16 protein-coding genes are annotated in these 14,729 nt (G+C 58.4%); 7 read left to right on the top strand and 9 right to left on the bottom strand.

Features of this window, described 5'->3' with window-relative positions:
- The first annotated feature begins 6 nt into the window (after positions 1 to 6).
- The 3 genes from trpD to AACY36_RS02440 all read left to right on the top strand — a co-directional run bounded on the left by trpD (position 7) and on the right by AACY36_RS02440 (position 2,745).
- Positions 7 to 1,056, top strand: a complete 1,050-nt coding sequence (gene trpD, locus AACY36_RS02450) for an anthranilate phosphoribosyltransferase (protein WP_339415435.1) — start codon at positions 7 to 9, stop codon at positions 1,054 to 1,056.
- Positions 1,053 to 1,889, top strand: coding sequence for an indole-3-glycerol phosphate synthase TrpC (gene trpC / locus AACY36_RS02445; protein WP_339415436.1), 837 nt, complete (start codon positions 1,053 to 1,055; stop codon positions 1,887 to 1,889). Before trpD ends, trpC begins: the two co-directional genes overlap by 4 nt.
- Before the next feature lie 160 nt (positions 1,890 to 2,049).
- The gene (locus AACY36_RS02440) at positions 2,050 to 2,745 is read left to right on the top strand and encodes a lipoate--protein ligase family protein (protein ID WP_339428460.1); all 696 of its coding nucleotides are present in this window, start codon (positions 2,050 to 2,052) and stop codon (positions 2,743 to 2,745) included.
- Here the strand turns inward: AACY36_RS02440 and crp are convergent.
- A complete protein-coding gene (gene crp, locus AACY36_RS02435; RefSeq protein WP_065871978.1) occupies positions 2,742 to 3,386 on the bottom strand; it encodes a cAMP-activated global transcriptional regulator CRP in 645 nt (214 codons plus the stop codon). The two genes, AACY36_RS02440 and crp, sit on opposite strands and share 4 nt — an antisense overlap.
- Positions 3,387 to 3,632: 246 nt before the next feature.
- Here crp and AACY36_RS02430 point away from each other — a divergent pair, with 246 nt between their 5' ends.
- Entirely contained in the window at positions 3,633 to 4,055 is a 423-nt protein-coding gene (locus AACY36_RS02430) for an OsmC family protein (RefSeq protein WP_005792019.1), read from the top strand.
- 61 nt (positions 4,056 to 4,116) lie between these two features.
- Here AACY36_RS02430 and coq7 read toward each other — a convergent pair whose 3' ends face one another.
- From coq7 to hemJ, 6 genes are all read right to left on the bottom strand, one after another.
- Complete coding sequence (gene coq7 / locus AACY36_RS02425; RefSeq protein ID WP_339496710.1) at positions 4,117 to 4,764, bottom strand: 2-polyprenyl-3-methyl-6-methoxy-1,4-benzoquinone monooxygenase; 648 nt, start codon at positions 4,762 to 4,764, stop codon at positions 4,117 to 4,119.
- Positions 4,765 to 4,880: 116 nt separating this feature from the next.
- Complete coding sequence (locus tag AACY36_RS02420) at positions 4,881 to 5,219, bottom strand: histidine triad nucleotide-binding protein (protein WP_003194682.1); 339 nt, start codon at positions 5,217 to 5,219, stop codon at positions 4,881 to 4,883.
- A 46-nt stretch (positions 5,220 to 5,265) separates the two neighbouring features.
- On the bottom strand, positions 5,266 to 6,054 hold the full coding sequence (locus tag AACY36_RS02415) for an SDR family NAD(P)-dependent oxidoreductase (RefSeq protein ID WP_339415440.1): 789 nt from the start codon (positions 6,052 to 6,054) through the stop codon (positions 5,266 to 5,268).
- A 62-nt stretch (positions 6,055 to 6,116) separates the two neighbouring features.
- Positions 6,117 to 7,079, bottom strand: coding sequence for a DUF805 domain-containing protein (locus AACY36_RS02410; RefSeq protein ID WP_339415441.1), 963 nt, complete (start codon positions 7,077 to 7,079; stop codon positions 6,117 to 6,119).
- Positions 7,080 to 7,148: 69 nt separating this feature from the next.
- Positions 7,149 to 8,111: an NAD(P)H-dependent flavin oxidoreductase gene (locus tag AACY36_RS02405; protein WP_339438163.1), complete on the bottom strand. Its 963-nt coding sequence runs from the start codon at positions 8,109 to 8,111 to the stop codon at positions 7,149 to 7,151.
- A gap of 24 nt (positions 8,112 to 8,135) precedes the next feature.
- Positions 8,136 to 8,564 carry a protoporphyrinogen oxidase HemJ gene (gene hemJ, locus AACY36_RS02400; RefSeq protein WP_339415443.1) on the bottom strand — a complete coding sequence of 143 codons (429 nt, stop codon included), beginning with the start codon at positions 8,562 to 8,564 and terminating at the stop codon, positions 8,136 to 8,138.
- A gap of 135 nt (positions 8,565 to 8,699) precedes the next feature.
- On the opposite strand from hemJ, the gene argC reads away from it, so the two are divergent.
- On the top strand, positions 8,700 to 9,734 hold the full coding sequence (gene argC / locus AACY36_RS02395) for an N-acetyl-gamma-glutamyl-phosphate reductase (RefSeq protein WP_339428458.1): 1,035 nt from the start codon (positions 8,700 to 8,702) through the stop codon (positions 9,732 to 9,734).
- Between the two features lie 153 nt (positions 9,735 to 9,887).
- Complete coding sequence (erpA, locus tag AACY36_RS02390) at positions 9,888 to 10,238, top strand: iron-sulfur cluster insertion protein ErpA (protein ID WP_003176443.1); 351 nt, start codon at positions 9,888 to 9,890, stop codon at positions 10,236 to 10,238.
- A gap of 77 nt (positions 10,239 to 10,315) precedes the next feature.
- Here erpA and AACY36_RS02385 read toward each other — a convergent pair whose 3' ends face one another.
- Both AACY36_RS02385 and AACY36_RS02380 read right to left on the bottom strand, forming a co-directional pair.
- On the bottom strand, positions 10,316 to 11,407 hold the full coding sequence (locus AACY36_RS02385; RefSeq protein ID WP_339415445.1) for an anhydro-N-acetylmuramic acid kinase: 1,092 nt from the start codon (positions 11,405 to 11,407) through the stop codon (positions 10,316 to 10,318).
- Between the two features lie 3 nt (positions 11,408 to 11,410).
- Entirely contained in the window at positions 11,411 to 12,820 is a 1,410-nt protein-coding gene (locus tag AACY36_RS02380) for a peptidoglycan DD-metalloendopeptidase family protein (RefSeq protein ID WP_339438162.1), read from the bottom strand.
- 209 nt (positions 12,821 to 13,029) lie between these two features.
- On the opposite strand from AACY36_RS02380, the gene tyrS reads away from it, so the two are divergent.
- Positions 13,030 to 14,229, top strand: coding sequence for a tyrosine--tRNA ligase (gene tyrS / locus AACY36_RS02375; RefSeq protein WP_339415447.1), 1,200 nt, complete (start codon positions 13,030 to 13,032; stop codon positions 14,227 to 14,229).
- Positions 14,230 to 14,729 lie beyond the last annotated feature (500 nt).

Raw genomic sequence — 14,729 nt, 5'->3', positions numbered from 1 at the left:
CTTTCCATGGATATCAAGACTGCCCTGAGCCGTATCGTCGGCCATCTGGACCTGAGCACCGCTGAAATGAGCGATGTGATGCGCGAGATCATGACGGGTCAATGCAGCGATGCGCAGATCGGCGCCTTCATGATGGCAATGCGCATGAAGAGTGAGAGCATCGACGAGATTGTCGGCGCCGTGTCGGTGATGCGCGAGCTGGCGGACAAGGTTGAGCTCAAGACCCTCGACGGCGTGGTCGACGTGGTCGGCACCGGCGGTGATGGTGCCAACATCTTCAACGTGTCGACGGCGGCATCGTTTGTGGTCGCGGCGGCCGGATGCACTGTGGCCAAGCACGGCAACCGTGCAGTGTCCGGCAAGAGCGGCAGTGCCGATTTGCTGGAAGCCGCCGGCATCTACCTGAACCTGACGCCGGTCCAAGTGGCGCGCTGCATCGATAACGTCGGCATCGGCTTCATGTTTGCTCAATCCCACCATGGCGCAATGAAACACGCTGCTGGCCCGCGCAAAGACCTCGGCCTGCGCACCCTGTTCAACATGCTCGGCCCGCTTACGAATCCGGCCGGTGTGAAGCACCAGGTGGTGGGCGTATTCAGCCAGGCGCTGTGCCGGCCATTGGCGCAAGTGCTGCAACGCATGGGCAGCAAGCATGTGCTGGTGGTGCATTCCAAAGATGGCCTGGACGAATTCAGCCTGGCAGCACCGACCTTCGTGGCGGAGCTCAAAGATGATCACGTCACCGAGTACTGGGTCGAGCCGGAAGATTTGGGCATGAAGAGCCAGAGCCTGCACGGCCTGGCAGTGGAAAGCCCGGCGGCGTCCCTCGAGCTGATTCGCGATGCCCTGGGGCGTCGCAAGACCGAGAATGGTCAAAAAGCCGCTGAGATGATCGTTTTGAATGCTGGCGCGGCACTTTATGCAGCCGACCATGCCTATAGTCTTAAGGAAGGGGTCGCCTTGGCCCACGATGCGCTGCACACCGGTCTGGCTCGCGAGAAGCTGGAAGAGCTGGGAGCATTCACTGCGGTATTCAAGATGGAGAATGAAGGATGAGTGTGCCGACCGTTCTGGAAAAGATCCTGTCGCGCAAGGCTGAAGAAGTCGCCGAGCGCCGAGCCCGCGTGAGCCTCGCCGAACTGGAAGCTCAGGCAAAGATCGCTGATGCGCCGCGTGGCTTCGCCAATGCGCTTATCAAGCAGGCCAAGGAAAAGCAGCCCGCCGTCATTGCTGAAATCAAAAAGGCTTCGCCGAGCAAGGGCGTGATTCGCGAGATCTTCATTCCTGAAGACATTGCCAAGAGCTATGAGAAGGGCGGGGCCACCTGCCTGTCAGTACTGACCGATATCGACTACTTCCAGGGTTCCGACCTGTTCCTGCAGCAAGCCCGCGCCGCGTGCAAGTTGCCGGTGATCCGCAAGGACTTCATGGTCGATCCGTACCAGATCGTCGAAGCCCGTGCGTTGGGTGCTGACTGCGTGTTGCTGATCGTTTCCGCCCTGGATGACGTAAAGATGGCCGAACTGGCGGCCGTGGCCAAAAGCGTCGGCCTGGATGTGTTGGTGGAAGTGCACGACGGCGATGAGCTGGAACGCGCACTTAAAACCCTCGACACGCCGCTGGTGGGCGTCAACAACCGTAACCTGCACACCTTCGAAGTCAGCTTGGAAAACACACTTGACCTGCTGCCGCGAATTCCGCGCGACCGATTGGTGATTACCGAGAGTGGCATCGTCAACCGCGCTGATGTGGAGTTGATGGAGATCAGTGGTGTGTATTCGTTCCTGGTGGGCGAGACCTTCATGCGTGCCGAAAACCCGGGGGCGGAGTTACAGCGTCTGTTCTTCCCGGAGCGTGGTGTGGCGGTCAGTGGTTCGACATTGGACTGACTTGAACACGGTCAGGATTTGAAATGCAGTCTAAATGTGGGAGCGGGCTTGCTCGCGAATGCGGTGGGTCAGTCACTGAATATGTGTCTGATGTACCGCATTCGCGAGCAAGCCCGCTCCCACATTGGGTTTTGTGTTTATTCAGATAGGTAGGTGTTTGATGGTTAAGCCGGTGTCGATGACTGTTGAAGCTGGGCTGGCCGCCGAGCAAGCCTTACTGGCAGCCGTTTGCGCTGGCGAGCAGGAATTCGGCCTACTGTTCTGGCAACCCAGCGATCAAGCCTTGGTGATGCCGCGTCGTTTAAGTCGGCTACCGGCGTTCGACACCGCCAGCCAGGTCTCGGCCGCCGCCGGTTGGCCTGTATTGCTACGCGAGACCGGCGGTGAGCCGGTGCCGCAATCAAGTGCCACGGTCAATATCGCCCTGGTCTACGCGCCACCGCGCAGCGAGGGCGATCAGAACCGCATCGAAACCGGCTACTTGCGTTTATGCCAGCCGATTTGCGACTTGCTGATCGAGCTGGGTGGCGACGCCTCTGTCGGCGAAATCGACGGGGCATTTTGCGACGGTCGCTACAACGTCAACCTCAACGGCCGAAAAATGGTCGGCACCGCGCAGCGCTGGCGCCAAAGCGGTGGCCGCCCGGTGGGGTTGGTGCACGGTGCCTTGTTGCTGGATAACGACCGCGATGCGTTGATCGCGGCGGTCAACCGCTTTAACGAAGCCTGCGGTCTCGAGCAGCGGGTTCGCGCCGACAGCCATATCGCTCTGCACGAAGCCTTCCCAGCACCGGATGCGATCAGCCGGCTGGATACCTTGTATCGTCAAATGCTGGCCAGCGTCCTGCCGGGTTAACGGGTGCCGAACACCACCATCGTCTTACCTTTGACGTGCACCAGGCTGCGCTCTTCCAAGTCCTTGAGCACGCGACCGACCATCTCCCGTGAACAGCCGACAATGCGCCCGATTTCCTGGCGTGTGACCTTGATCTGCATGCCGTCGGGGTGAGTCATGGCGTCGGGCTGTTTGCACAACTCCAGCAGGCAGCGGGCTACTCGGCCGGTCACATCAAAGAATGCCAGGTCGCCGACCTTGCGCGTGGTGTCGCGCAGGCGCTGGGCAATCTGCCCGCTGAGGGCGTAGAGGATGTCGGGATCCTGCTGGGCCAGTTCGCGGAACTTGGCGTAGCTGATCTCAGCGACTTCGCACTCGATCTTGGCACGTACCCAGGCGCTGCGTTTCTGTTCCTTACCGGCTTGTTCGAACAGCCCCAACTCCCCAAAAAAATCTCCGGTGTTCAGGTAGGCGATGATCATCTCACGGCCGTCTTCATCCTCGATCAGAATGGTGACCGAGCCTTTGATAATGAAGAACAGTGTTTCTGAACGTTCGCCGGCGCAGATGATGTTGTGCTTGGCCGGATGGCGACGGCGCTGGCAGTGCATCAACAGTTTGTCGAGATTCTTGATCTTGGATATGGGAGTAAGGGCAACCATGGTTGTGTCCCGAAAAAACTGCGCGAGGTAGTTGGAGTCGTTGTATTCGTCGGTATCGGCATTGATACACATTGCATGAATGGTGGCGAAGAGCCATCCATTTGGCGCCAGCTTAACAGACACATCCTGTCTCGATTAGCCCATTTTTGGCGCAAACCCTGCTATTGATCGCTTTTGCGTGAAACGCTGACGCGTGCGGGCCCTGTGCTAAGCTGGCGACCCTTTTTTAGCAGTGGAGTCTGGGCGATGAAGGCACGCATCCAATGGGCGGGCGAAGCCATGTTTCTCGGAGAGTCGGGCAGTGGCCATGTGGTGGTCATGGACGGCCCTCCGGAAGCCGGTGGCCGTAACCTGGGCGTACGCCCGATGGAAATGCTCCTGCTTGGCGTAGGCGGTTGCAGCAATTTCGACGTGGTCAGCATCCTGAAAAAGTCCCGCCAGGCCGTGGAAAGCTGCGAAGCCTTCCTGGAAGCCGAGCGCGCCACTGAAGATCCCAAGGTATTCACCAAGATCCATATGCATTTCGTGGTGAAGGGCCGGGCGTTGAAGGAAGCCCAGGTCAAGCGTGCTATCGAGCTGTCGGCTGAGAAGTACTGCTCGGCGTCGATCATGCTCGGCGCGGCCGGTGTGGCCATCACCCATGATTACGAAATCATCGAATTGGGCTGATCGCTCAATCGGCAAAAAGAAAGGGCGCTGTGACGGCGCCCTTTTTTTGGATTTTATACGCTTAGATACGATAGGTGCTTTTGGTCATGACCTTGGCCAAGAGGCTCATGCCTAACCTTACCGGCGCCGGGAAGCGGAAACCGCCAGCATCCAGTGCGCTTTCGGCGTGGTGTTCTTCATCGATACGCATCTGCTCAAGAATCGCCCGGGACTTTTCGTCTTCGGCCGGCAGTTGTTCCAGATGCTCATCCAGATGCTTGCACACCTGACGTTCGGTCGCCGCGACAAAACCCAGGCTGACCTTGTCGCTGATCAGCCCGGCAGCAGCGCCGATACCAAACGACAAGCCATAAAACAGCGGGTTCAGCACGCTGGGATGGCTGCCGAGTTGGCGAATGCGTTGTTCGCACCAGGCCAAGTGATCGATTTCCTCTTCGGCGGCATGTTCCATGGCGGCGCGTACCTGCGGCAACTTGGCAGTCAGCGCCTGGCCCTGGTAGAGCGCCTGGGCACAGACTTCACCGGTGTGGTTGATGCGCATTAGGCCGGCGACGTGGCGGGTCTCGGTCTCGCTCATCTGTGCGTCGGGGCGCACGATGGCGGGCGAGGGGCGATACGGTTGGCCGCTGAATGGCAGCAGCGTGCGCATGGCCGTGTCGGCTTGCAGCAAAAAACGGTCAATCGGCGAGTAGTGACGTTGGGTAGTCATGCTGACCTCCGGGAAGAATCTCGGCGGCCAGTTTACCGCAAGAGAGGGGGAAGCGTTTGCGCCGCGTCAAGGGCATGGGGTCGCAGCCTGGGTCACGACCCATGTTCGAGGGCCGATCAGCCCGGCGGCCAGTTCATCTGGCGCTGACCCAGCACGTGCATATGGATGTGATAAACGGTCTGCCCGCCGTCTTCATTGCAGTTCATCACCACACGAAAACCTTTTTCGCAGCCTTGCTCAACGGCCAGGCGCTGGGCGGTGAACAGAATATGACCTGCTAGGGCTTTGTCGTCTTCAGTCAGGTCGTTCAACGTGCGGATAGGTTTCTTGGGAATGACCAGAAAATGCACGGGTGCCTGCGGTGCAATATCGTGGAAGGCCAGGACCTGGTCATCCTCGTAGATAATCTTCGCGGGTATTTCTCTGTTGATGATCTTGGTGAACAGAGTATCCACAGCTGTTTCTCCATTATGAATGTGCAGGGTGAGTGTACTCAGCCGTTCAGCGCGGGCAATAGGCCTTGTTAATGGCACCGGCGATCTTGCGGGTCAGCCATCGGGGGCTGAAACGTGGACTGAACGCGATCCAGCGGTTGCGTCGGCCGGGAATGATGATGGCTTTGTTCTTTTCCAGGGCGCGCACGGTATAAAGCGCCACTTCTTCGGGGCTCATCAGTTGTTGGCTACGGTCGAGCTTGGCGGTGTCCATTTGCGCGGTGCCGAAGAATGCGGTGCGTGTCGGGCCGGGGCAGAGGACCGAGACCTTGATGCCGCAGGTCTTCAACTCTTCGCGCAAACCTTCGGAAAAGTGCAGTACGTAGGCTTTGCTGGCGTAGTAGGTGCTCATCCACGGGCCAGGCTGGAATGCCGCGACGGACGCCACATTGAGAATCTGCCCGCCGCCCTGCAGCGCCATGGTGTTACCGAGGGCATGGCACATACGAGTCAGGGCCAGGATGTTGACCTCTATGAGGTCTTGCTCGGTCATCCAGTCCTGAGCCAGGAAGGGGCCGCTGGTGCCGATGCCGGCGCAGTTCACCAGCAAGTCGATCTGCCGTTCGCCTTCTTCAAGCTCCAGCAGGAACCCGGACAAGCGCAGTGGCTCGCCCAGGTCGCAGGCCCGGAACAGCACCTCGACACCGAAGCGTTGAGTCAATTCGATTGCAATGCTTTCCAACTGATCACGCTGGCGGGCCACCAGAATCAAGCTGCGGCCGCGACGGGCCAGCGCTTCGGCCAAGGCCAGGCCGATGCCGCTGGAGGCGCCGGTGATCAGAGCGTAACGGGTCATGCCTTTCTCCATCGCAACACCGCCGCGCCTGTGACAAAGGCATCACAGGCCGGCGCGTTTCTTTACTGTTCTGGAGAGTCTACAGGTTCGCCCGCTTCGTCAGCACTTTGCGCTTCGTCTTCTTCTACGGCCGTGGCTTGGTCGGCATCTTCATCGGCGGTGATGGAGCTGCTTTCGTAGCTGCTGTCCATGTTGGCTTCGAGTTGGTTCAGGTAACCGTTCATGCCCAGGGTCACCACGATGGCGAGCATGACTGGGATAAACGCCAACCACAGCGTGGCCAGGACTTTTACCGCGGTGGAGTTGCGGGGTGGTGGTGCGCCGTATTGGTTGGCGCCTGCATTTCCTGGCAATACCAGCAACAGGATCGGGAAGACGCTGTTCACCAGCGGTACCAGGTTGAGGAAGTACAGCCAGCCTGACCAACCCAGATCGTGCAGGCGCTGCACACCGATTTGTACACTGACCCACACCAGCGCAACAAACAACGCGAGACCCAGCAACACCCCAAGGAGGGTACCTGCGGTTGGCGAGGCCGTGGCGACCGCAAAGCTGACGGTGCTGATGATGCCACCCGCGACCAGCATCGCTAAGGTCAACACCAGGGTCCAGGCGAGATACCGCAGTCGCCCGATGCGCCCGTGGAGAGTGAAGACTTTTAGGGTGGAGTACTCCGGCAGGTTTTCACCTACGGCAGCGCGCGGCGGTGCATAGGGTGAAGCGTCCGGGCGGGAGAAGTCGGAAGCCCCGGAATCCGTCTCATGGGTTTCGGCGAGGCTGAAGGCTACGGGTTGTTCGGCTTCGATGCGTGCGTCCACACCGGCGTTTTTCAGCGCGGTGAGGTAGGTTTCGGCATCCGGGCGCGACAGGTCACGTTTGAGCGCAACAGGGCGGCCGGTGAAGAGCTTCTCGATGGCTTCAACTTCGCTCTTGAACAGCTCGGCCAGGTTCAGTTTGGCTGTGGTGCTTTCTACGCCCGGGAGCAAGGCCCCATCAAACACAATCTTGAAACGGTTGTCGCTCATGCGGGCTTCCTTGTCACTTGTTCAGGGAGGTTGTGCAGGCCCACTCAATCGGCGGGCCTTGCGGTTGGGTCAGCGAGGCCAGCGCAGTTGAACTGCCTGTTCGCGTGCCTTGCGGTATTCGGCATCGAGGCGCGCAACCAGTTCATCGACACTTGGCAAATCATCGATTTCACCGACACCTTGGCCGGCAGACCATACAGTCTTCCATGCTTTGGCCTCGTCGCTCAACGGTTTGAGCTTGGAGCCAAAGTTGACTTCGCCTTTGCCTTGCAGGGCGGCGAGGTCGAAGCCGGCGTTTTCCAGGCTCTGGCGCATAAAGCTGGCGGGGACGCCGGAGACAGCAGGAGTGTGCACGATGTCGGCGGCGCGCGATGTGAGGAGCATCTCTTTATAGGCATCCGGGGCATGGCTTTCAGTGGTGCCAATAAAGCGAGTGCCGAAATAGGCCAGGTCGGCGCCGAGCAACTGGGCGGCGAGAATCTCGTGCCCGTGGTTGAGGCAGCCGGCCAGCAGCAGCGTTTTGTCGAAGAACTGGCGAATCTCGGCGGTCAGCGCGAACGGGCTCCAAGTGCCAGCATGGCCCCCGGCGCCCGCGGCTACGGCGATCAGGCCATCCACGCCGGCTTCGGCCGCCTTCTCAGCGTGGCGCCGAGTGGTGACGTCGTGGAACACCAGGCCGCCGTAGCTGTGCACAGCGTCTACCAGTTCCTTCACAGCGCCCAGGCTGGTAATGACGATCGGCACTTTGTGTTCAACGCAGATCGCCAGGTCCGCCTCCAGGCGCGGGTTGCTGCTGTGCACGATCAGGTTGACGGCGTAGGGCGCAGGATTGTCCAGCTCTGCCAGGCCCGCTTCGATTTCCTCCAGCCAGGCCTTGAACCCGCTGCTTTCGCGTTGGTTAAGCGCCGGGAAGCTCCCGACCACCCCATTGCGGCAGCACGCCAGGACCAGTTGCGGGTTGGAAATCAGAAACATCGGCGCAACCACGACGGGCAGGCGCAGACGTTGTTCAAGCAGAGCGGGCAGCGACATTGGAGGTACCCCGAGTAATTGAAGTTAGAACGGTTTGACAACGACCAAAATTACGATAGCCAGCAATATCAGAACGGGTACTTCATTGAACCAGCGATAAAAGACATGGCTGCGGGTGTTTTCGCCACGGGCGAAACGTTTTACCTGCGCACCGCACATATGGTGGTAGCCGATCAGCAACACCACCAGGGTCAGCTTGGCGTGGATCCAGGCGCCCGATTGAAAGATGCCGGGGTTGAGGGCGATCAGCCAAATACCGAATACCAGGCTGGCCAGCATCGCCGGATTCATGATGCCGCGGTACAACTTGCGCTCCATGACGCTGAAGCGTTCCTTGCTGACGGTGTCCTCGCTTTGGGCGTGGTAGACGAACAGGCGTGGCAGGTAGAACAGCCCGGCAAACCAGCAGACGATGCTGACAATGTGGAAGGCTTTGATCCATAGATAGAGCATTTCTAGTTATTCCCAGGTTCACGGTAACTGAAGATAGTAGTGGCTCATGCGCCCGTACGTCACGTTGACGGTTGTCGCAGGACGATACGGCCCCTATTATCGACGGCTTTCCAGTGGTTCGTTGAGGGCAGGTTTATGGTCAAGGTCGGTATCGTCGGCGGCACGGGGTACACCGGTGTCGAATTGCTGCGTCTGTTGGCTCAGCATCCGCAAGCTGAGGTTGTGGTCATCACCTCCCGATCCGAGGCCGGCCTGGCCGTGGCCGACATGTATCCGAGCCTGCGAGGCCATTACGATGGCCTGGCGTTCAGCGTTCCGGACATCAAGACCCTCGGCGCCTGCGACGTGGTGTTCTTCGCCACCCCTCATGGTGTTGCCCATGCCTTGGCCGGTGAGCTGCTGGCGGCGGGCACCAGAGTGATCGATCTGTCGGCGGACTTCCGTTTGCAGGACGCTGATGAGTGGGCCAAGTGGTATGGCCAGCCTCACGGTGCGCCTGAACTGCTGGAAGAAGCGGTCTATGGCCTGCCGGAAGTCAATCGTGAGCAGATCAAGCAAGCGCGTTTGATCGCGGTACCCGGTTGCTATCCAACAGCCACTCAACTGGGTTTCCTGCCATTGCTGGAGGCTGGGCTGGCGGACGCTTCGCGCTTGATCGCAGACTGCAAGTCGGGCGTGAGCGGCGCTGGTCGTGGCGCGGCGGTCGGTTCGCTTTATTCCGAGACGTCAGAAAGCATGAAGGCCTACGCAGTAAAAGGGCATCGTCACTTGCCGGAAATCCGCCAGGGGCTGCGTCGCGCGGCCGGTAAAGACGTGGGCCTGACCTTCGTACCGCACCTGACGCCGATGATTCGCGGCATTCACTCTACGTTGTACGCAACGGTGGTTGATCGCTCGGTAGACCTTCAGGCGCTGTTCGAAAAACGTTATGCCAACGAACCGTTCGTCGACGTTATGCCAGCCGGCAGCCACCCGGAAACCCGCAGCGTGCGTGGCGCCAACGTGTGCCGGATTGCTGTGCATCGTCCGCAGGATGGCGACCTGGTCGTGGTGCTGTCGGTGATCGATAACCTGGTCAAGGGCGCGTCGGGCCAGGCGGTGCAGAACATGAACATCTTGTTTGGCCTGGATGAGAAGCTGGGCCTGTCCCACGCAGGCATGCTGCCTTAAGGGCAGCGGCAAGCTTCAAGTCATCAGCGGCAAGCTTGAAGCTAGTAGCTCGAAGCTTGCCGCTGCTCCCATAATAGTTGACCGCTTTTCTAGGAGAAGCGGATAATGCCCGCCATTACGCATATGGCGGCGGTACGCCGGGAGATTATTAGCATGAGCGTTGAATCCTTCACCCCCACGGCTTTGCAATTCACCCACGGTGCTGCGCACAAGGTGAAGAGCCTGGTCGATGAAGAGGGTAATGATCGCTTGAAGCTGCGCGTATTTGTAACGGGCGGCGGTTGTTCAGGGTTTCAGTACGGTTTTACCTTCGATGAAGATGTAGCCGATGATGACACCATCGTTGAACGCGAGGGCGTGAGTCTGGTCGTGGACCCGATGAGCTTCCAATACCTGGCAGGAGCCGAGGTGGATTACCAGGAAGGTCTGGAAGGTTCGCGTTTCGTGATCAAGAACCCTAACGCTACCACCACCTGTGGTTGCGGGTCTTCGTTCTCGATCTGATCGACAGGGCATGTTAAAACGCCGCTTGGCTGTGATAGGCCAAGCGGCGTTTTGCTGTCTGCGGATTCTGGAGGCGGTCAGGCAGGGTAGATCGCGCCCAGTACCCGAAGCCCGCGTGCACCGGTGACGCTGGGGCGGTTGGCGGCAATGCCTTCAAGGCAGCAATGGGCCAACCAGGCGAAGGCCATGGCTTCGACCCAGTCGGGGTCCACGCCGTAGGTGGCGGTGCTGCTGACCTGGGTTGATGGCAACAACGCGGCCAGCCGACTCATCAGCGTGGCGTTGTGAGCGCCTCCGCCACACACCAGCAGTGTTTCTGTCTGGGGCTGTGCGGACCGTAGGGAATCGACAATGGTCAGGGCGCTCAGCTCCAGCAGCGTGGCCTGCACATCCTGAGGCTCGAACGCGGGCAAGTGGCTGAGGTGTTGGTGCAGCCATCCCAGGTTGAACACTTCGCGCCCGGTGCTTTTAGGGCCCTTGGTCATGAAGAATGGGTCACTGAGCAGGTCGTTGAGTAGTTGAGGCTCTACCTTGCCGCTCGCCGCCCACTGCCCATCACGATCAAAGTGTTCGCCGCGTTGTTGGTGTATCCATGCATCAAGCAGGACATTGCCCGGGCCGCAGTCGAAGCCGGCTACAGGTTTGCCGGTCTCGATCAGGCTGAGGTTGCTGAAACCTCCCACATTCAATACTGCGCGGTTACCGGTGTGGTCGCTAAACAGTGCTTCATGGAATGCGGGCACCAGTGGGGCGCCCTGGCCGCCGGCGGCAACATCACGACTGCGGAAGTCGCTGACGACGGTGATACCCGTCAGCTCGGTGAGCAGGGCTGGGTTGCCGATTTGCACGGTAAAGCCCCGGGCGGGTTCATGGCGGATGGTCTGGCCATGGCTGCCAATTACGCGAATGTCCTGAGGCTTGAGGTTTTGTTGCTTGAGCAGCGTGTGAATGCCTTGAGCGGCAAGATTCACCCAGTTTTGTTGGGCAATGGCTGAACGGGCGATCTCATCTGGGCCGCTGGCGCACAGAGCAAGCAGCTCGGCGCGCAGGGTTTCCGGCATGGGAATGTAGTGCGTGGCGATCAGCTTGATCGCCGGATCTTGCTCGATCAAGGCAATGTCCAGTCCATCGAGGCTGGTCCCGGACATCACGCCTAAATAGAGCGCCATACTTTAACGCTTCGCCGAAGCCAGCAGGGTGGAGCGCTCCTGGTCCATGCGTGCCATCAATGGCTGGCTCTGTTGCATGAACCGTGCACGCTCGGCCTTGGCGATCGGGTCGGCCATCGGCAGCTTCTGACCCAGCGGGTCGACGTGTACGCCATTGACCTGGAACTCATAGTGCAAGTGCGGCCCGGTAGAGAGGCCAGTGGTACCGATATAGCCGATCACTTGGCCTTGCTTCACGGTGCCGCCAGTGTGCACACCCTTGGCAAAGCCTTGCATGTGGCCATACAGCGTACGGTAGGTGTTGCCGTGCTGGATGATCACGGTATTGCCGTAGCCACCACGACGGCCGGCCAGCAGCACTTTACCGTCGCCTGCTGCCTTGATCGGCGTGCCACGTGGGGCGGCATAGTCGACGCCTTTGTGGGCGCGGATTTTGTTCAGAATTGGATGCTTGCGACCCATGGAGAAACGCGAGCTAATGCGAGCGAAGTCTACCGGTGTGCGGATGAAGGCCTTGCGCATGCTATTGCCGTCGGCGGTGTAGTAGCTGCTATTGCCTTGCTTGTTGGTGTAGCGCACGGCGGTGTAGGTCTTGCCGCGGTTGGTAAAGCGCGCGGAGAGGATGTTGCCAGTGCCGACAACTTTGCCGTTGACGACTTTCTGCTCGTAGATCACATCAAATTCGTCGCCTTGACGGATGTCTTGGGCGAAGTCGATGTCGTAGCCAAACACACTGGCCATGTCCATGGTCATGCTGTGGGACAGTCCGGCGCGGGCGGCAGATTGCGACAGGGAGCTGTTGATCACCCCGTGAACGTAGGCCGAGCGCGTCACCGGTTTGGTGGTGATGCGGTTGAAGGCAAAGCCTTTGGTGCCTTTGGTCAGCGTGATGCTTTCAAGGTCGCTGACGGTACTGTGGAGCTTGTTGAGTTGGCCGTCGGGGGTCAGTTCGAATTCAAGCTTTTGACCGCGTTTGAGCTGAGTGAATTGCTTGGCTTGTTTGTCGCTGGCCAGTGCGTCGTTGAGGGTAGCGGCAGGCAGGCCGACTTTCTCGAACAGTGTCGATAGTGTATCGCCCTTACCTACGATGATTTCGCGGTGCAGAGGACTCTTGGCCACCTCTACAGTCGGCGTCTCGCCAGCTTGCTGTGTGTCCTTCGGGCTGTTTTCTATCTGGGCGAAGGGTGAGCCGGCGGGTGCATTTGTGGCTTGTTGCGCGTCGGAAGCGTCTTGATCTTGTGTCAGTTGTTCAACTGGACTTTCCAGGTCAAGGCTCAGGGATGTTCGTTTGGCTTCTACGTCACTGGAAGGGAATACCAGGAGTGCCAGGCTGAGAAGGGCGGCGATGCCACTTGCGGCGAGCAAGTGGGTCTTCGGGTAAAGCGGCGGCGCTTTAGACGGTTCAGTGGTCATAGGTAATTTTGACTTTGAAGATGAAATGGAAAAGATGAATGACATGATGAAGATGAAATAACTGTATAAAATATAACCAAATCATCTGTGGCGCAAGCTCGCGAACGCTGGGCTTGCTGAACGGTGTCCGTTCGCAGGGCAAAACTTGTAATTAGTCCCTGATCTTGTATGGTTGGTTCCCTTTTGAATCTGAGCCTTGCGGGTCTGTTATGAAGTCGGTTGAAGAACAGCTAGCGCTGATAAAACGTGGTGCGGAAGAACTGTTGGTCGAAGCTGAGCTGATCGAAAAGCTCAAGCGTGGCCAACCCCTGCGTATTAAGGCTGGCTTTGATCCGACGGCGCCGGATCTGCACCTGGGTCATACCGTGCTTATTAATAAGCTGCGTCAGTTCCAGGAGCTGGGGCATCAGGTCATCTTCCTTATAGGTGATTTCACCGGGATGATCGGTGACCCAAGTGGCAAAAGTGCCACGCGTCCGCCGTTGACCCGTGAGCAGGTGCTCGATAACGCCGAGACCTATAAGACACAGGTGTTCAAGATTCTTGATCCGGCCAAGACCGAGGTGGCGTTCAATTCTACTTGGATGGATCAGATGGGGCCGGCGGATTTCATTCGCTTGACCTCCCAGTACACCGTTGCGCGCATGCTTGAGCGTGATGACTTCGACAAGCGTTACTCCACCAACCAGCCGATCGCCATTCATGAGTTCCTCTATCCGCTGGTTCAGGGCTACGACTCGGTAGCGTTGCGTGCTGATGTTGAGCTGGGTGGCACTGATCAGAAATTCAACCTCTTGATGGGGCGTGAACTGCAGCGTGCGTATGGGCAGGAGGCTCAGTGCATTCTGACCATGCCGTTGCTGGAAGGCTTGGATGGCGTCAAGAAGATGTCCAAGTCCTTGGGCAACTATGTCGGTATCCAGGAAGCGCCGGGTGTGATGTACGGCAAGCTGGTTTCGATTCCTGATGCGCTGATGTGGCGCTACTTCGAGTTGCTGAGCTTCCGCTCGATGGATGAGATCAATGCGCTGCGTGCTGACGTAGAAGCAGGCACTAATCCGCGTGACGTGAAAATCAAGCTGGCGGAAGAGATCGTTGCGCGCTTCCATGGTGAAGAGGCTGCGGCCAGTGCTCACCGTGCGGCGGGTAACCGTATGAAGGATGGCGAGCTGCCGGATGATCTGCCGGAGATTGAGCTGTCCGCTGCCGAGGCGATGCCGATCGCTGCTGTCCTTAATAAGGCGGGCTTGGTGAAGAACTCGGCGGTTGCGCGTGATTTGTTGGGTTCCGGTGGTGTGCGTATAGATGGTGAGGTTGTAGATCGCACCTTTATATGCGAGCTGGGTGCTACACACGTTTGCCAGGCTGGAAAGAAGGCATTTGCGCGTATTACGCTCAAATCCGAATAAACCTGAAATTAAGTGTTGACGGCGATTTATATCTGTCTATAATTCGCCCCACTTCCGGCGCAGTCGAAACGGAAAACTCCTTGGTAAACAAAGAGTTATGCGAAATTCGACAGCGAGTTGCTTCAGTTGATCGAAGCCCAGAAGGAGTTGGTAGAGCGGTGTTGTTTGGCTCTATTAACGTTTCGATCCTCTCGGTCGAAAGCGGAGAAAAAGAGGTGTTGACAGCAGCGTGTAACGCTGTAGAATTCGCCTCCCGCTAACGAGAGATCGGAAGCGCAAGTGGTTGAAGTTGTTGAAGAATTCTTCGAAAACTTCTGAAAATAATCACTTGACAGCAAATGAGGCTGCTGTAGAATGCGCGCCTCGGTTGAGGCGAAAGATCTTAACCAACCGCTCTTTAACAACTGAATCAAGCAATTCGTGTGGGTGCTTGTGGAGTCAGACTGATAGTCAACAAGATTATCAGCATCACAAGTTACTCCGCGAGAAATCAAAGATGT

It is taken from the genome of Pseudomonas sp. EA_15y_Pfl1_P101, from assembly GCF_963970835.1.
Lineage (GTDB): Bacteria > Pseudomonadota > Gammaproteobacteria > Pseudomonadales > Pseudomonadaceae > Aquipseudomonas > Aquipseudomonas tritici.
The sequence above is the reverse complement of the archived record's forward strand: the minus strand, read 5'-3'. Positions and strand labels throughout refer to the sequence as shown.

Coding starts and splice junctions, on each gene's coding strand:
- trpD (WP_339415435.1), top strand. CDS start 7: ATGGATATCAAGACTGCCCTGAGCCGTATCGTCGGCCATCTGGACCTG.
- trpC (WP_339415436.1), top strand. CDS start 1,053: ATGAGTGTGCCGACCGTTCTGGAAAAGATCCTGTCGCGCAAGGCTGAA.
- AACY36_RS02440 (WP_339428460.1), top strand. CDS start 2,050: ATGGTTAAGCCGGTGTCGATGACTGTTGAAGCTGGGCTGGCCGCCGAG.
- crp (WP_065871978.1), bottom strand. CDS start 3,386: ATGGTTGCCCTTACTCCCATATCCAAGATCAAGAATCTCGACAAACTG.
- AACY36_RS02430 (WP_005792019.1), top strand. CDS start 3,633: ATGAAGGCACGCATCCAATGGGCGGGCGAAGCCATGTTTCTCGGAGAG.
- coq7 (WP_339496710.1), bottom strand. CDS start 4,764: ATGACTACCCAACGTCACTACTCGCCGATTGACCGTTTTTTGCTGCAA.
- AACY36_RS02415 (WP_339415440.1), bottom strand. CDS start 6,054: ATGACCCGTTACGCTCTGATCACCGGCGCCTCCAGCGGCATCGGCCTG.
- AACY36_RS02410 (WP_339415441.1), bottom strand. CDS start 7,079: ATGAGCGACAACCGTTTCAAGATTGTGTTTGATGGGGCCTTGCTCCCG.
- AACY36_RS02405 (WP_339438163.1), bottom strand. CDS start 8,111: ATGTCGCTGCCCGCTCTGCTTGAACAACGTCTGCGCCTGCCCGTCGTG.
- hemJ (WP_339415443.1), bottom strand. CDS start 8,564: ATGCTCTATCTATGGATCAAAGCCTTCCACATTGTCAGCATCGTCTGC.
- argC (WP_339428458.1), top strand. CDS start 8,700: ATGGTCAAGGTCGGTATCGTCGGCGGCACGGGGTACACCGGTGTCGAA.
- erpA (WP_003176443.1), top strand. CDS start 9,888: ATGAGCGTTGAATCCTTCACCCCCACGGCTTTGCAATTCACCCACGGT.
- AACY36_RS02385 (WP_339415445.1), bottom strand. CDS start 11,407: ATGGCGCTCTATTTAGGCGTGATGTCCGGGACCAGCCTCGATGGACTG.
- AACY36_RS02380 (WP_339438162.1), bottom strand. CDS start 12,820: ATGACCACTGAACCGTCTAAAGCGCCGCCGCTTTACCCGAAGACCCAC.
- tyrS (WP_339415447.1), top strand. CDS start 13,030: ATGAAGTCGGTTGAAGAACAGCTAGCGCTGATAAAACGTGGTGCGGAA.